11 protein-coding genes are annotated in these 15,290 nt (G+C 69.7%); 7 read left to right on the forward strand and 4 right to left on the reverse strand.

Features of this window, described 5'->3' with window-relative positions:
- Positions 1 to 298: 298 nt before the first annotated feature.
- The gene (locus FVA80_RS12525; protein WP_147910278.1) at positions 299 to 2,329 is read left to right on the forward strand and encodes a M23 family metallopeptidase; all 2,031 of its coding nucleotides are present in this window, start codon (positions 299 to 301) and stop codon (positions 2,327 to 2,329) included.
- A gap of 16 nt (positions 2,330 to 2,345) precedes the next feature.
- On the opposite strand, the gene gluQRS is transcribed toward FVA80_RS12525, so the two are convergent.
- The 3 genes from gluQRS to FVA80_RS12540 are packed head-to-tail and all read right to left on the reverse strand — an operon-like array spanning position 2,346 to position 5,577.
- Positions 2,346 to 3,209: a tRNA glutamyl-Q(34) synthetase GluQRS gene (gluQRS, locus tag FVA80_RS12530; protein WP_246692387.1), complete on the reverse strand. Its 864-nt coding sequence runs from the start codon at positions 3,207 to 3,209 to the stop codon at positions 2,346 to 2,348.
- Positions 3,206 to 3,487: a hypothetical protein gene (locus FVA80_RS12535; protein WP_147910276.1), complete on the reverse strand. Its 282-nt coding sequence runs from the start codon at positions 3,485 to 3,487 to the stop codon at positions 3,206 to 3,208. Before FVA80_RS12535 ends, gluQRS begins: the two co-directional genes overlap by 4 nt.
- Before the next feature lie 53 nt (positions 3,488 to 3,540).
- On the reverse strand, positions 3,541 to 5,577 hold the full coding sequence (locus FVA80_RS12540; protein ID WP_147910275.1) for an ATP-binding protein: 2,037 nt from the start codon (positions 5,575 to 5,577) through the stop codon (positions 3,541 to 3,543).
- 191 nt (positions 5,578 to 5,768) lie between these two features.
- On the opposite strand from FVA80_RS12540, the gene FVA80_RS12545 reads away from it, so the two are divergent.
- The gene (locus FVA80_RS12545; protein ID WP_147910274.1) at positions 5,769 to 7,412 is read left to right on the forward strand and encodes a GMC family oxidoreductase; all 1,644 of its coding nucleotides are present in this window, start codon (positions 5,769 to 5,771) and stop codon (positions 7,410 to 7,412) included.
- A gap of 52 nt (positions 7,413 to 7,464) precedes the next feature.
- Complete coding sequence (locus FVA80_RS12550; RefSeq protein ID WP_147910273.1) at positions 7,465 to 8,403, forward strand: LysR family transcriptional regulator; 939 nt, start codon at positions 7,465 to 7,467, stop codon at positions 8,401 to 8,403.
- A gap of 96 nt (positions 8,404 to 8,499) precedes the next feature.
- Here the strand turns inward: FVA80_RS12550 and FVA80_RS12555 are convergent, their stop codons facing one another.
- A complete protein-coding gene (locus tag FVA80_RS12555) occupies positions 8,500 to 9,990 on the reverse strand; it encodes a DUF2252 domain-containing protein (protein WP_147910272.1) in 1,491 nt (496 codons plus the stop codon).
- 279 nt (positions 9,991 to 10,269) lie between these two features.
- On the opposite strand from FVA80_RS12555, the gene FVA80_RS12560 reads away from it, so the two are divergent.
- From FVA80_RS12560 to phaC, 4 genes are all read left to right on the forward strand, one after another.
- On the forward strand, positions 10,270 to 11,922 hold the full coding sequence (locus tag FVA80_RS12560) for an acetolactate synthase large subunit (RefSeq protein WP_147910271.1): 1,653 nt from the start codon (positions 10,270 to 10,272) through the stop codon (positions 11,920 to 11,922).
- A gap of 43 nt (positions 11,923 to 11,965) precedes the next feature.
- On the forward strand, positions 11,966 to 13,141 hold the full coding sequence (locus tag FVA80_RS12565; protein ID WP_147910270.1) for an iron-containing alcohol dehydrogenase: 1,176 nt from the start codon (positions 11,966 to 11,968) through the stop codon (positions 13,139 to 13,141).
- A 58-nt stretch (positions 13,142 to 13,199) separates the two neighbouring features.
- Positions 13,200 to 14,027 carry a poly(R)-hydroxyalkanoic acid synthase subunit PhaE gene (locus FVA80_RS12570; RefSeq protein WP_147910269.1) on the forward strand — a complete coding sequence of 276 codons (828 nt, stop codon included), beginning with the start codon at positions 13,200 to 13,202 and terminating at the stop codon, positions 14,025 to 14,027.
- Between the two features lie 112 nt (positions 14,028 to 14,139).
- Positions 14,140 to 15,258, forward strand: a complete 1,119-nt coding sequence (gene phaC, locus FVA80_RS12575; RefSeq protein WP_147910279.1) for a class III poly(R)-hydroxyalkanoic acid synthase subunit PhaC — start codon at positions 14,140 to 14,142, stop codon at positions 15,256 to 15,258.
- The last annotated feature ends 32 nt before the right edge of the window (positions 15,259 to 15,290 follow it).

A 15,290-nucleotide genomic window follows, 5' to 3' on the forward strand; every position in this document is an offset into this window, starting at 1 on the left:
GGTGTATACGCAGCTCAATCCCCGCCGTCAACACCGGGTCGTGAGTTTTTGAGCGTCGGGCGAACCCCCCCCTCCCCTCCCCTCCCCCGGCGCCATGTCTCTCAAACAAGGCGCTGCTTGCTAGAAGGCGCTGCTTGGCCTTCCGTCCCTGGCGTGCGCGACGCCTCAATCTGGACATGCTACGCCCCGAGATGAGCAGCCCGTACATGAATGGGACGGGCGGCATGGCGATCGGCCCGGCCGTGGATCATCAGGCTGGCGGGAGGCCCATGCGCCGTCGTCTATCCGGGGCCTTCGAGTGAAGCGCGAGCGACTCAAGATCGGTGATGTTGCCGCCCTCGCCCCTGGCGTGGGGCGCGGCGCTCAGGCCCCCCTCGATCTCCTCGGCGCCGACGCGACCCAGATCGATCGCCGCGCGGTCAATTTGCGTTGGCTCTGCGCTAGCACGCTGACCGGTCTTACCGGTGCCGGCCTGATCGCCGCCGCGTTGCACGTATCCCTCCAGGGTGATGTCTCCTTCGCGGCGATCCCGGAGAAGGCCACCATCATGGCGCGCCCGCAGCCGAGCGAGAGCGGCGCCAACATCGCCCGCAAGGGCGACCGGCTCGTTCGCAACCTGATGATCGCCTCCGCCAAGCAGAGCTTTCGCGCGCCGGTCACCGTGCGGCTGGGGGACCGCGAGATCATCAAGGCCAAGGCCTTCGTGCGGATCACCGCCCCGCTGTCGATGACCACGGGCGTCTATGCCGGTGATCTGCCGCGCTTCGATCCGATGAAGTTCGTCTCCGACGAGCCCCTGGAGCGCGCGCCGGATGCCGCCGCCGACGCACCGGGCGCCGAGGTCACGGTGGTCAAGCGCGACCTCGCCGACGCTGCCATCGATCCGAATGCGCCGGCCCTGACCGACGACGACGTCACCGCCCAGGTCGAGGAGGAGCGGCGCATCGCGGCCGAGGCCGGGCGCCGGGCCGCCATCCCGATCGCCCCTCAGATCCTCTTGTCGCGCACGCTCCAGCAGGGCGCCGGCGGCGACGCGGAGGCGGCCGCCGCCAAGGACACCAACCCGTTCAAGGCGATCGAGGTGCTGGTCGTCCCCGAGAACGTCACCAAGGTCGCCAAGGTCGAGTTGAAGCCGAACGAGGCGCCGCTCGTGGAGGAGCGCGACGTCGCGTTCAAGCGGGGCGACACCCTGGAGACACTCCTGAAGGCCACCGGCATGGCCGGCGACGAGCAGATCCGCGCGATCGTCGCCGCGCTGGGCGGAAAGAGCCGCACCGGCGCCCTCACCGAGGGGCAGCAGATGCGGGTGCAGGTCGCCCCGGGCCCGCGTCCCGGCGATCCGCGCCAGGTCACCCGCGTGGTGCTGTACGGCGAGAGCGGCATCGAGGGCATCGCCGCCCTCAACGACCGCAACGCCTTCGTCTCGGTGACGCCCCCGACCGAGGACGCCCCGTCCGCCAAGTCGCAGCCGCAGGCTGAGGCCGGCGAGGACGAGGACGAGGATTCGGGCTCGGGGCCGCGGCTGTATCAGAGCCTCTACGAGACGGCCGCGCGCCACGACCTGCCGCGCGCCACGGTCGAGGACATCGTCCGGGTGTTCAGCTACGACCTCGACTTCCAGCGCCGCATCGCCAGCGGCGACGGGCTGGACGTGTTCTACACCTACGACGACGAGGCCTCCGCCGACCGGCCTGACCTGCTCTACGCGGCGCTGACGCTCGGCGGCGAGACCCGCAAGGTCTACCGCTTCCAGTCCCCGGACGACGGCACGATCGATTACCTCGACGACCAGGGGCGCTCCCTCAAGAAGTTCCTGCTGCGCAAGCCGATCCCGGACGGCATCATGCGCTCCGGCTTCGGCTACCGCCGCCACCCGATCCTTGGCTATGCCAAGCTGCATACCGGCGTGGACTGGGCGAACCCGATCGGGACGCCGATCGCCGCGGCGGGCAACGGCGTGGTGATCCGGGCCGAGATGACCTCGGGCTACGGCAACCGGGTCGAGATCCAGCACGTGAACGGCTACGTCACGACCTACAACCACATGTCGCGGTTCGGCCGGGGCGTGAAGGAGGGTGTCCGGGTCCGCCAGGGGCAGATCATCGGCTATCTCGGTTCCACCGGCCTCTCGACTGGGCCACACCTCCATTACGAGGTGATCATCAACGGCCACTTCGTCGACCCGATGAAGATTCGCGTGCCCCGCGGCCGCGAGCTCGACGGGCGGATGCTGAGCGAGTTCAAGCGCCAGCGCGAGCAGATCGACGCGACCATGCTCAAATCGAAGAGCGCTACGGCGCTGGCGCAGCGCGACGCCGCCGTGCGCTGAACGAGCTGGGCGTCCGTCATCCGAACCCGAGCCGCGCCCGGATCTGCTCGGGCGTGACCCCCGCAGCCCTCAGGTCGGCCAGGCTCTGCGAGGCGCGCGACTTGGCGAGCTTCTCTCCCCCGGGATCCAGGATCAGCCGGTGGTGGCGGTAGCGCGGGACCGGTAAATCGAGCCGGTGCTGAAGCAGGACGTGCAGGTCGGCGGCCGCTTCCAGGTCCTGGCCGCGCACCACGTGGGTGATCCCCTCCTCCGCGTCGTCGTGAACGACGGCGAGGTGGTAGCTCGTCGGTACGTCCCGGCGGGCGATTACGGCGTCGCCCCAGCGCGCTGGATCTGCCTGGACCCATTGCGTGCCGGATCCGTCGAAGGCGGTGTAGCCCAGCCGGTCGCCGCCGCGGCGCAGGGCGGCTTCCATGTCGAGGCGCCAGGTATGCGGCGCGTTCCCGGCAAGACGCTCGGCCACGATCGCTGGATCGAGCCCGCGGCAGGTTCCCGGATAGAGCGGCGCTCCGTCGGGGTCGTGCGGGTGTCCGGCCTGGGCGGCGGCCTGCGTGCGGATCTGCCCGCGTGAGCAGAAGCAGGGATAGGCGAGGCCCCGGCCGATCAGGCCATCGAGCAGTGCCCGGTAGGCGCCCATGTGCCGGGATTGGTGCCGCACCGGCTCCGGATAGGTCAGGCCCAGCCAGGCGAGGTCGGCGACAACCGCCGCGACCAACTCCGGCTTCGAGCGGACGGGATCGATATCCTCGATCCGCAGGCGGCAGAGGCCGCCCATTCGCCGGGCGAGGTCGGCGTTGAGCAGGGCCGAATAGGCATGACCGAGGTGGAGCCGTCCGTTCGGGCTCGGCGCGAAGCGGAGGACCGGCGAGCCCGCCCTCACCCGTCGCGGTGACGCAGGCAGTGCGGGGTGCCGGTCTGGCAGGCGATGCCCGGAAGCGAGCAGGCCGGCCCCTCCGCGAGGCGCTGGCAGACCCGGCAGCCGTCGGTCCATTCCAGGCAGGCCGGGTCGTCGGCGACGGAGCGCGCGGGCGCCGGGTGGCGGGCCGGCAGCAGTTCGCCGAGCAGCACCGTGGCGATCATGAGGATCGCGACGCCCCAGGCGGCGAGGGCGCCGCTGGATGAACGCGGGGCGGGCGGCGTGGTGGGCGCTGTCGACATGGTCGTCCTGTTGGCGCGGCCTGCGCCCTCCTGTCAACGCGGGTGTACCCCGGTCAGGCGGCCTGCGCGGTCCGGTCTTCCAACAGGCCCGGAAGCAGCTTCAGATTGAGCGGCTTGGCCAGGAAATCGTCGAAGCCGGCTTCGCGTGCGGCGATCTCGTCCTCGCGGCCGGCATTGGCCGTGAGAGCGACGAGATGCAACCGGGGACCCTCGCCCGCGGCTTCAGCAGCCCGGATGCAGCGGGCGGTCTCGTGGCCGTCGAGGCGCGGCATGCGGATGTCGATCAGGGCGAGATCGAACGGGCCGGCCGTCGCCAGCCGCTCCAGCGCCTCGACGCCGTCGACCGCATGGACGACTTCGGCGCCGAGGCGCTCCAGCGCACGCGTCGCCAGCAGGGCGTTGATCGGGTTGTCCTCGGCGAGCAGGATCCGCTGGCCGGTTCCCGTCCGGACCGGGGCCGGTGCCGGGATCGCGGCGGATTCGACCGTCGGCGGTGGGGCGAGCAGCCGCTCGAATAGCGAGCGGGCCCGGACCGGCTTGATCAGGTATCCGTCGAAGCCCGCCGCGCCGGGGGCCCCGAAGCCGCGGCGGTCGAAGGGGGACAGCAGGACCAGGCTGCAGCGCACCCCGCAGGCATGCGCGGCGTCGGCGATCTGGCGGACCGCCGCGTCGCCCAGCGCCCGGTCCGCCAACACCGCGTCGAAGGCAGCGCCCGACAGGGCGTCGAGGCCGTCGTCCAGGGTTCCGACGATCACCGTCGCGGCGCCCGCCCGGGACAGGCTGCGGGCGAGGTACGGCGCCTGGTAGGGCGAGTCGGCCACGATCAGGCAGCGCCGTCCCTCGAGCCGCGGCAGGGGAACCGGGTCGGCGCGCTCGGTCTCGGCGTCCGGCAGCGGCAGGACGACCTGGAAGGTCGAGCCGCGTCCCAGGCGCGAATCCGCCTCGATCCGTCCGTCCATGCCGGTGACCAAGCGGCGGGTGATGGCGAGGCCCAGGCCGGTGCCTTCGTGGCTCCGGCTGGCGCTGCCGTCGCCCTGCTCGAACTCCTCGAACAGGACCGGCAAGCGCTCCTCCGGGATGCCAGGGCCCGTATCGGAGACGGCCAGGACCACCTCCCCTCCCCCACCCGGCATGCGGGCGAAGGTCAGGCTCACGCCGACGCCGCCGCGCTCCGTGAACTTGATGGCGTTGCCGGCGAGATTGATCAAAATCTGCCGGACGCGATCCGCATCGCCGACGAGCGCGCGGGGAAAATCCTCGGTGACGTCGAGGGCGATCTCGATGCCCTTGTCCTGGGCTCGCGGGGCCAGCAGCTCCACGACGCTCTCGGCCAGGGCCGGCAGGTCGAACGGCTCGGCCGCGAGGTCGAGGCGCCCGGCTTCGATCCGCGAGAAGTCGAGCACGCCGTCGATCAGCCCGAGCAGGGCCTGTCCGCTGGTGCGCACGGCCTCCACGTAGGTCCGCTGCTCCAGGTCGAGGGCGGTGCCGAGCACGAGGTCGGCCATTCCGAGGATGCCGTTCAGCGGCGTCCGCATCTCGTGGCTGACGGTGGCGAGGAAGCGCGACTTCGCCACGCTCGCAGCCTCGGCGCGTTCGAGGGCGGCGTCGCGGCTGCGCAGCGCCTCGACCCGGGCGGTGACGTCTCGCCCGGCCCGCAGCCAGTGCATCGCGTCGCCGTGTGCGACCGGCATCTCCACGAAGGCGAACCAGCGCACCTGCCCGTCCACCGAGCGGACCTGCGCCTCCATGCGGCGCACGCCGTCCTCCCCGACCTCGACGGCGTTCCGCTCCAGGATCTCCAGATCGATCTGCGCGCCGAGCAGGTCGATCGCCGGTCGGCCGAAGAGAAGGGCGTACGCGTCGTTGGCGTAGGTGATGCGGCCGCGGGCGTCGCGCTGGACGATCACCTCGGTGGTGGCCGCGACCAGGGCGCGGTAGCGGTCCTCGCTCTCGCTGATCCGCCAGATGCGGTCGTGCAGCCGCTCGGCCTCGGCCTCGTCCGGTCGCCCGCGCCGGGCGCGCCAATGGCCGAGCGCCAGGGCTGCCGCGATGAGCAGCGCCAGCACGAGCGCGATATCCTTGACGACCATGGATGCCTCCCCGGCTTCAGGCCGGCTCGGTGCAGGATCGCAGGTGAACCTGAAGGTCGCGTTGGGAAAAGCGCTTAACCGCCGGTTGCAGCATCCGCGGCGCCGCCCCGCAAAACATCGCCTTGGCGCGATCCGAATTCGGGCTCAAGAGTTGCTTGCCAGGACGATCCGTCCGGACGGAGACAGAATTGATGCCGGGTGAGCATTACGACGTGATCGTCGTTGGATCCGGCCCTGGCGGCGGGACGATGGCGTGGCGCCTGGCGCAGACCGGCAAGCGCATCCTCCTGATCGAGCGCGGCGACTATCTGCTGCGCGAGCCGCGCAACTGGGACAGCCAGGCGGTGATCGTCGACGGCTACTACCAGACCAAGGAGACCTGGTACTCCTCCGACGGCGCCAGCTTCCAGCCGGGCCTGCACTACTACGTCGGCGGCAATTCGAAATTCTACGGCTCGGTCCTGTTCCGGCTCCGGGAAAAGGACTTTTCGGACATCCGCCACGAGGACGGCATCGCACCCGCCTGGCCCGTCGGCTACGACGAGTTCGAGCCGCATTACCAGGCCGCCGAGGAGCTGTTCCACGTCCACGGCCAGCGCGGCGAGGATCCGACCGAGCCCTGGTCGCGCAAGCCCTACGCTCATCCGCCGGTGTCCCACGAGCCGCGGATCCAGCAGCTGTTCGACAACCTGAAGGATGCCGGGCATCACCCGTTCCACCTGCCAGTCGGCGTGCGGCTGGTGGAGAAGGACGGACGCGCGGTGTCGACCTCGCCCTGCATCAAGTGCGAATCCTTCGATGGTTTCCCTTGCCCGACCAACGGCAAGTCCGACGCGCAGACGATGGTGGTCGATCCGGCCCTGCGCGACTGCCCGAACCTGACGTTGCTCACGCGTACTTATGTCGAGCGCCTTGTCACCGACCCCAGCGGTCGTACCGTGACCGGCGTGGCCGGCACCCGCGACGACGCGCCGTTCGAGGCCTCCGCCGACCTCGTCGTCGTGGCCTGCGGGGCGCTCTCCTCGGCGCTGCTGCTGCTGCGCTCGGCCAGCGACCGGCACCCGGACGGCCTCGCCAACGGCTCCGGACAGGTCGGGCGCAACTACATGCGCCACAACAATTCGACGGTGCTGGCTATTTCGAAGGTGCCGAACCCGACCCGTTTCCAGAAGACGCTCGGTCTCAACGACTTCTACTTCGGCGACCCGGACCGGAAGGACGACTGGGACTTCCCGCTGGGCCACATCCAGATGGTCGGCAAGTCCGACGGCGCCCAGATCCACGGCGAGGGGCTGCCGGGCTTCCTGCAATGGTTTCCCAACAAGCCGTTCGACTGGATCGCGAAGCACTCCGTCGATTTCTGGTTGACCTCGGAGGACGTCCCGCTGGCCCAGAACCGGGTCTACTACAAGGATGGCAAGGTCCATCTCGACCTCACCGAGACCAACGTGGAGGCGCACAAGCGGCTGCGGCGCAAGCTGCATGAGATCTGCAGCTTCACCGACATGCACCCGCACCTGTTCGACCGTTCGCTCTACCTCGGCAAGAACATCCCGATCGGCGGCACCGCGCACCAGGCGGGGACTTTGCGGTTCGGGGACGACCCGGCGACCTCCGTGCTGGACCGGAACTGCAAGGCGCATGAACTCGACAACCTCTACGTCACCGACGCGAGCTTCTTCCCGTCGATCGGCGCAGTGAACCCGACGCTCACGATCATCGCCAACGCGCTGCGGGTGGCCGACCATCTGATCGAGCGGATGGGCGCCAGGAACGAGATCGCTCCGCCGCGCCTGTTCGACCACACCGAGCCGCGGGAGCCGGTGCCGGCGTGACGGCCGCGCTCTGCTATGGAGGGGACCCGACCTCGAACCGAGCGCAGCGCGCGTGGCCATCGACCATATCGACCTCAGCCGGATTGACCTGAACCTGCTCGTCGCCCTCGATGCGCTGCTCGACGAGCGCAGCGTCACCCGGGCGGCGGCGCGGATCGGCGTCGGCCAGTCGGCGATGAGTTCGAGCCTCGCCAGGCTGCGCCGCCTGTTCGACGACGAATTGCTCACGCGCGCGCCCGACGGGATGCGGCCGACGCCGCGGGCCCTGAAACTGGTCGAGCCGTTGCGGGCCACGTTGCGGCAGATCCAGGCCCTCGTCCACCGGGAGGAGCGGTTCGATCCGGCCACCGTCGAGCGCAGCTTCACGCTGAGCCTGCCGGACAGCGTCGAGGTCCTGATCGGGCCCCGGCTAATCGCGCAGCTGCGCCGGGACGCGCCGGGGATCCGGCTGCTGCTGCGTTCCGTCGAGCGGGCTCGCATCCTCGACGAGCTGGATGCCGACCGGGTCGATCTGGCCATCGGGTTCTTCACCGAGGGGCAACTGCATCACAAGCAGCGGCTGCTCTACCGCGACAGCTACGTGGTCCTGTTCAACGCCGACCTGATCGGGATCCAGCCGCCGATCGGGCTCGATGACTACCTGCGTTTCCCGCACGTCCTGACCTCGTTGCGGGAGACGGCCCACGGAGTCGTGGACGACGCGCTGGCGGCGCTGGGGCGCTCGCGCATCCTCGCGGTGACCACGCCGCGCTTCCTCGTGGTGCCGTTCATGGTCCGCGCCGCGCCGGTGATCGCCACCATGCACGCGAGGCTGGCGACTTCCTTCGCCAGCACGCTCTCCCTGGCGGTCAGCCCGGTGCCGGTGGCGCTCGACGAGGTGGTGGTGTCGATGCTGTGGCACGCCTCCTACGATCGCGATCCCGCCCATCGCTGGCTGCGCGATTTGCTGGTGCGCCTCGCCAACGAAGCCCCGACCTTCGGGATGCTGTGAGCGCGATTCCTTTTGGACTTCGGCTTCGTCCCGTAAGAATCGCGCGCGGCGCACCGGGTGCGCCGAACAGAGGCGGCGCGCGCCTTCAGAGGTCCATCACAGGCAAGGATCGTCGGCAGCCTCCAGCCGCCCGTCGGCGATCGCGGCGCGAAACAGGCGGAAATCCTCGGCGTTGCGCTCCGCATAAGAGGCTGCCCAGTCGGCCAGGGCCTCCCGCAGGTCCGGGTTCTTGCCGCGGCCGCAATAGCCGGCGATCGCCGCGGCGTCTCCGGTGCGGGCATGGGCCCGGGCCAGGAGAGCCCCGTAGGCGTAAGAGAAGGTCAGGAGCGACGGCCCGGACATGTCGGAGAGCGGGATCGCGCCCTTCAGGTTCTTCATCTGGCGCACGTAGAACGGACGGCCCTCGATGGTGGTCCAGCCGAGCAGCGGGTCGCCCACCGCTTGCAGCAGGCGCTGACCGTAGATGACCCGTTCGCCCTCGTGGCCCGCATAGGGCTCCGGCATCCCGGGCAGGTAGGGGCCGTGGGCCGGGCGAACCGCCTCCTTGACCTGCAGGAAGAGCGCGTCCCGATCGGAGTTCCCGCACAAGAGCGCCACATAGGCCCGCGTCCCGACGCTGCCGACCCCGACGACGCGATGGGCGACATCGATGACCTGATAGCGATCGAGCATGAATCGCCGCTCGCGCGGCAGGGTCTCGGCGTAGCGCTCCAGCCCCGAGACGACCTGCTGGCGGGTGGTCTCGTCGACCGGGGTCAGGATCGGCGCGTCGGTCCGGAAGCGCCAACCGCCGTCGATGCGCCGCTCGGCCATCTGGGCCAAGAGGCTGCGGTTGTTCTTGCGGCGGGCCTTCTCGACCGACCGGCGCACCACCGAACGGGCCTCCGGATCCATCCGGATCCCGCCGAGTTCAGCCAAATCCGCCCGGGTTGTTTGGTACCAGACCTCAAGGGAGCCCTGCGGCGCCAGGCGCCGCATCGTGCGCTGGTAGCCCGACACCGCGGCCATCACGGCGGCCCTGCGCGATTCGGCCGGCGTGCCGGCATCGGCCGTGGCGACCGTGATCCCGGCGCAGAGCCGCTTCAAATCCCATTCCCACGGGCCGACCGTGACCTCGTCGAAGTCGTTGAGGTCGAGGACGATGTCGCGCTGCGGGGTGCCGAACAGGCCGAAATTGTCGATATGGGCATCGCCGTTCATGACCACGTCGATGCCGCTGCGCGGACCGCGCGACAGGTCCCAGGCCATCACGTGGGCGGCGCCACGCAGGAACGCGAACGGGCTCGTCGCCATCCTGGCGACCCGCAGCGGGATCAGATGCGCCTGCCGACCCTCATGGGCCGCCGCGATCAGGCCGACCGGATCGGGGCGATCCGGCTCCGAGCGCAGGGCCGCGTGGTCCTGGTGCGGGACCTTCGCGCGCATCGCCTTGCCGGCCTGCCGGCGCTTGTCCCAGGGCTCGACGCCGGCCCGGAGATCGATCCGCGGGAAGTCCGCGAGCGGCGCCAGCACGACATCCTCGGTCGGTTCGTCGCCGGCCGGAAGCAACGTCGCGGCCCGCGTCTCGTCGTTTGGCACCTTGTCCATGATCCCCCGCCGAACCGAGTAGGCGACAACCTTGACCGTACTCGGTCGGTCCCAGACGGCCTCATTCACGTACACGATAGGATTGGCACCGCTCTGTGACCTTTCAGCCTCGGCGGCCCTTGACCACACTACAGGCCAGTCCTCTAACCGGTCGCCTATTCGAAGGGTGTCCGTCCCGATCCGAACCGTGCGAATCACCGGTGTGCAGACGGTGGATCGGGCGTGTGGATCGGGCCGGGCCGGACGGCGCCGTCGGGCGCCGCATCAGTGGGACATCACATGCCCAAGGGCTCAGATCTACTCGTTGCGGCCCTGGAGAACGAGGGCGTCGACCGCATCTTCGGCATACCGGGCGAGGAGAACCTCGACGTCGTCGAGTCGCTCCGTACCTCCAAGATCGAGCTGGTGCTGACCCGTCACGAGCAGGCGGCGAGCTTCATGGCGGCGACGCACGGCCGTCTCACCGGCCGGCCGGGCGTGTGCCTCTCGACGCTGGGCCCGGGCGCCCTGAACTTCTCGACCGGCGCGGCCTACGCCCACCTCGGCGCGATGCCGATGATCATCATCACCGGCCAGAAGGGCATCCTGTCCTCGCGGCAGGCGAAGTTCCAGATCGTCGACGTGATCAGCTCGATGAAGCCGATCACCAAGATGGCCCGGCAGATCGTCTCGGCCTCCTCGATCCCGACGATCGTCCGCGACGCCTTCCGGGTCGCCACCGAGGAGCGTCCCGGGCCGGTGCTGCTGGAGCTGCCGGAGGACATCGCCGCCGAGCAGGCCGAGGCCTACGTCGTGCCGCCGCATCCGATCGACATCCCGGTCGCCCACCCGACCGCGATCGAGCGGGCCGCCGCCATGATCCTCGCGGCCAAGCGGCCGCTCGTCATGCTGGGGGCCGCCGCCAGCCGGCCGCGCGCCACGGGCGACCTCGGCGGCTTCGTCCGGCGCACCCAGATCCCGTTCTTCACCACCCAGATGGGCAAGGGCACGGTCGCCAGCGGCACCAGCCTCTACATGGGTACCGCGGCACTCTCCGAGCGCGACTACGTACACGAGGCGATCGACAAGGCCGACCTGATCATCGCGATCGGCCACGACACGATCGAGAAGCCGCCCTTCTTCATGGGCCAGGCCGACCAGAAGGTGCTCCACATCGGCTACATGCCGGCCAACGTCGAGCAGGTCTACTATCCCGACGCCGAGGTGGTGGGCGACCTCGGGCCGACCCTGCAGCTCCTCGCCGACAAGCTGGAGGGCAAGCTGCCGAACGCCGGCGCCCTGCTGCACCTGCGCGAGCACATCCTCGACCACATCGCCGACCGGGCCGGCGAGGACCGCTTCCCGGTCACGCCCCAGCGGCTGGTGCGCGACGTCCGGCGGGTGATTCCGGAGGACGGGATCGTGTGCCTCGACAACGGCATGTACAAGATCTGGTTCGCCCGGAACTACCGCACCTACGTCGCCAACACGCTGCTGCTCGACAATGCGCTCGCCACCATGGGCGCGGGCCTGCCCTCCGCCATGATGGCGGCGATGCTCTACCCGAACCGCCGCGTCATGGCGGTGTGCGGCGACGGCGGCTTCATGATGAACAGCCAGGAATTGGAGACCGCGGTGCGGCTCAAGCTCAACCTGGTCGTGCTGATCCTCGACGACTCGGCCTACGGGATGATCCGCTGGAAGCAGGCGGTCGATAAGTTTGCCGACTACGGGATGACCTTCGGCAACCCGGATTTCGTCCTCTACGCGCAGGCCTACGGTGCCAAGGGCCACCGCGTGGAGGCCGTCAACGACCTGGTCCCGACCCTGGACCGGGCGTTTGCCGAAGGCGGCGTGCACCTGGTCGCGGTACCGATCGATTACTCGGAGAACACGCGTGTTCTCGTTGAGGAGCTGCGCGAGAAGGTAAAGGATTTCGAGCCGGCCGAGTGATTCCGTCGCAGAATCGATCCCGGCACAACAACAGGGCAGCGCGATGAACCCGTTCACCTTCCAGACAACCCCGAACGTGTTGTTCGAGGCCGGCGCCGCGAAGAAACTTCCGGAGATCGTCGGCACCTTCGGGGCCAAGCGCGTTCTGCTGGTCACCGACAAGGGCGTGCGCAAGGCCGGCCTGACCGAGGCCGCCGAGGCAGCGCTGGCGGCGGCCGGCATCGCCATCGACGTCTACGAGGACGTGGTCGCCGACCCGCCCTCCACGGTGATCGAGGCGGCGGCCAAGCGGGCCCGGGAACTCGGGACCGATCTCGTCCTGTCGATCGGCGGCGGCTCGGCGCTCGATACCGCCAAGCTGGTGGCCTACCTGGCGAAGTCCGACGAGCCGCTCGACTCGATCTACGGCGTCGGCTTGGCCAAGGGCGACCGGCTGCCGCTGATCCTGGTGCCGACCACCGCCGGGACAGGCTCCGAGGTCACGCCGATCTCAATCGTCACGACGCCGACCACCGAGAAGAAGGGCGTCGTCGCGCCGAAACTCCTGCCTGACTGGGCGGTACTCGATCCCGAGTTGACCCTGGGCCTGCCGGCCCACGTCACCGCGGCCACCGGCATCGACGCCATGGTCCACGCCATCGAGGCGTTCACCAGCAAGAACAAGAAGAACCCGATCTCGGATCAGCTCGCCAAGCAGGCCCTGGCCCTGCTCTCGGCGAACATCCGCACCGCCTGCTCGGACGGCCGCAACCTCGAAGCGCGCTCCGGCATGCTGCTCGGTTCGATGCTCGCCGGCATGGCCTTCGCCAACGCGCCGGTGGCGGCGGTGCACGCGCTGGCCTATCCGGTCGGCGCGATCTTCCACGTGCCGCACGGGCTCTCCAACGCCCTGGTGCTGATGGGGGTGATGCGCTTCAACCTGTCCCACGCGGAGGCGCTCTACGCCGAGCTGGCGCCGATCCTGGATCCGGCGGCGGCCGATCTCCCGCCGGCCGAGGCGGCCGCCCGCTTCGTCGAAAGCCTCGACGCGATCTGCCGCGACTGCAAGGTCCCGGCCTCGCTCGCGGAGGTCGGTGTCGCGCAGAAGGATCTGGAGCGGATGGCCACCGACGCGATGAAGCAGACGCGGCTCCTCGTGAACAATCCCCGCGAGGTCACCTACGACGACGCCTACGCGATCTACAGCGAGGCGCTCGGCGAGGCGCGCTCGGCGGCCTGAAACGGCCCGACAACCGGCCCGCCAAGGAGGCCGGAGAACCGCGAGGAGGTGCGCCGTCATGGACCAGTTCGACGCGTTCAAGGCGATGGGCGAGTTCTGGACCCGTGCCGGCGCCGGCTTCTTCGCCCCCGGGGCCGCGCCGGGCTTCTCGTGGCCGACCCCGCCGCAGACCGATCTCTCCAGCCTCGCCACGGCGCAGAGTCATCTCGCCCAGGCCTGGGCTTCGGCGACCGCCCTGTCGCAGACTTTGACCACATCGCTGCAGGGGGGCGCCGGAGCGCCGGACCCGACCGCCGGAGCGGTGCTGGCGCGTATCTTCGATCCACAGGCCTGGCTCGGCGGCTCGGCCGAGTTCGACGCGGCTTTGACGCGGATGTCCGAGGGGCCCCAGCTCGCCGACCTGTGGCAGACCGAGCGGCGCTACGGCGCGCTGTTCACCGCCTGGGCGGCGTTGCGGCGGGCGCAGGCCGAGCACCAGGCCGTGATGCTGGAGGCCTGGACCCGGGCGGCCGGGACCTTCGCCAAGGAGGCCAATGACCGAGCCGAGCGCGGCGAGGGCTTCAGCTCCGCCCGCGAGATGATGACCCGCTGGACCGAGACCGCCAACGCGGTGCTGCTGGATGTCCAGCGCTCCGAGGCGTTCCTGGCCTCGCAGCGGGTGGTGCTGAAGGCATCGACCGACCTGCGGCTCGCCCAACAGGACCTCTCGGCCTTCCTGTCGGATTTCTACGGGCAGCCGACCCGGGCCGAACTGGACGACGTGCAAAAGAGCCTGACCGAGCTGCGCCGGGAAGTCCGGGCCCTGCGCCGGGAGCGCCGGGAGGCTGCCCGGGCCTCCAGGGCCAACGGCACCGCCGCGCCGGCAACGGAGGACGCGCATGGCTGACAAGGGCATGGCTGACAAGGGCATGGCCGGCGAAGGCATGGCCGACAAGGGGGGAGCGGACCGGGCCGCCCCGAAGGCTCCGACTACGCCGCTCCCGCTCAACCCCGCCGAGATGATGGCCGAGGTCGCCGAGCTCGGCCGCCGCATCAGTGCGGGTGCCAAGCTGTTCGCGGACGTGCGCGACGCCGACGTGCAGATCGCCACCACGCCCAAGGACCTGGTCTGGAGCCAGGACAAGGTCTCGCTCTACCGCTACCGGCCGCTTGCCGAGAGCAAGGGCCTGCCGCCGGTGCTGATCGTCTACGGTCTGATCGGCCGCTACACGATGGCCGATCTGCAGGAGGACCGCTCGCTGGTCCGCAACCTGCTCAATCTCGGCCTCGACCTCTACGTGGTCGATTGGGGCAATCCCGGCCGGGCCGACCGCTACGTCACCATCGACGACTACGTCGACGATTACCTCGCCGAATGCGTCGCCTTCATCGGAGCAGCGGCGGGGCGCGAAAAAATCAACCTGCTGGGGATCTGCGAGGGCGGCGTCTTCACCACCTGCTACGCGGCACTGTACCCGGAGCGCGTCAACGCGATGGTGCTGACGATCACGCCGATCGACTTCCACGCCGATACACGCGAGTCCCGGGCCGGCCACGGCTTCATCAACGTCTGGACCCGCTCCCTGTCGCCGGAAGACGTGGACCGCCTGATCGATGCGCAAGGCTCGCTGCCCGGGGCGTTCATGGGCTCGGTGTTCTCGATGATGACGCCGATGCGGACCATGACGAAGTACAACCTGGACTTGCTCGACGCCCTCGACGACAAGAAGAAGTTCCTGAACTTCCTGCGCATGGAGAAGTGGATCGCCGACCGGCCGGACCATCCCGGCGAGGCGGCCAAGCAGTGGCTCAAGGATCTCTACCAGGACAACAAGCTGGTCCAGAGCACCTTCGTGCTCGGCGGCCGCACGGTCGATCTGAAGCGGATCGCCTGCCCGGTGCTGAACGTCTTCGCCCAGGACGACCACATCATCCCGCCGGCGACGTCGCAGGCGCTCAAGGACAAGATCGGCACCGACGACTACACCGAGCTCGGCTTGCCCGGCGGCCATGTCGGCGTCTTCGTCGGCGGCAAGGCGCAGAAGTTGCTGGGCTCCGGCATCGCCGATTGGCTGGGTGCGCGTGGGGAGGGTGATGCGCCGCGACAGGGGAGCTGCCGGGTGCACGTTCGTGGATGAGAGGCGCGCCGCTTATCCCCCTCCCCCCTCTG

Source organism: Methylobacterium sp. WL1 (genome assembly GCF_008000895.1).
In the GTDB taxonomy this organism is placed as follows: Bacteria; Pseudomonadota; Alphaproteobacteria; order Rhizobiales; family Beijerinckiaceae; genus Methylobacterium.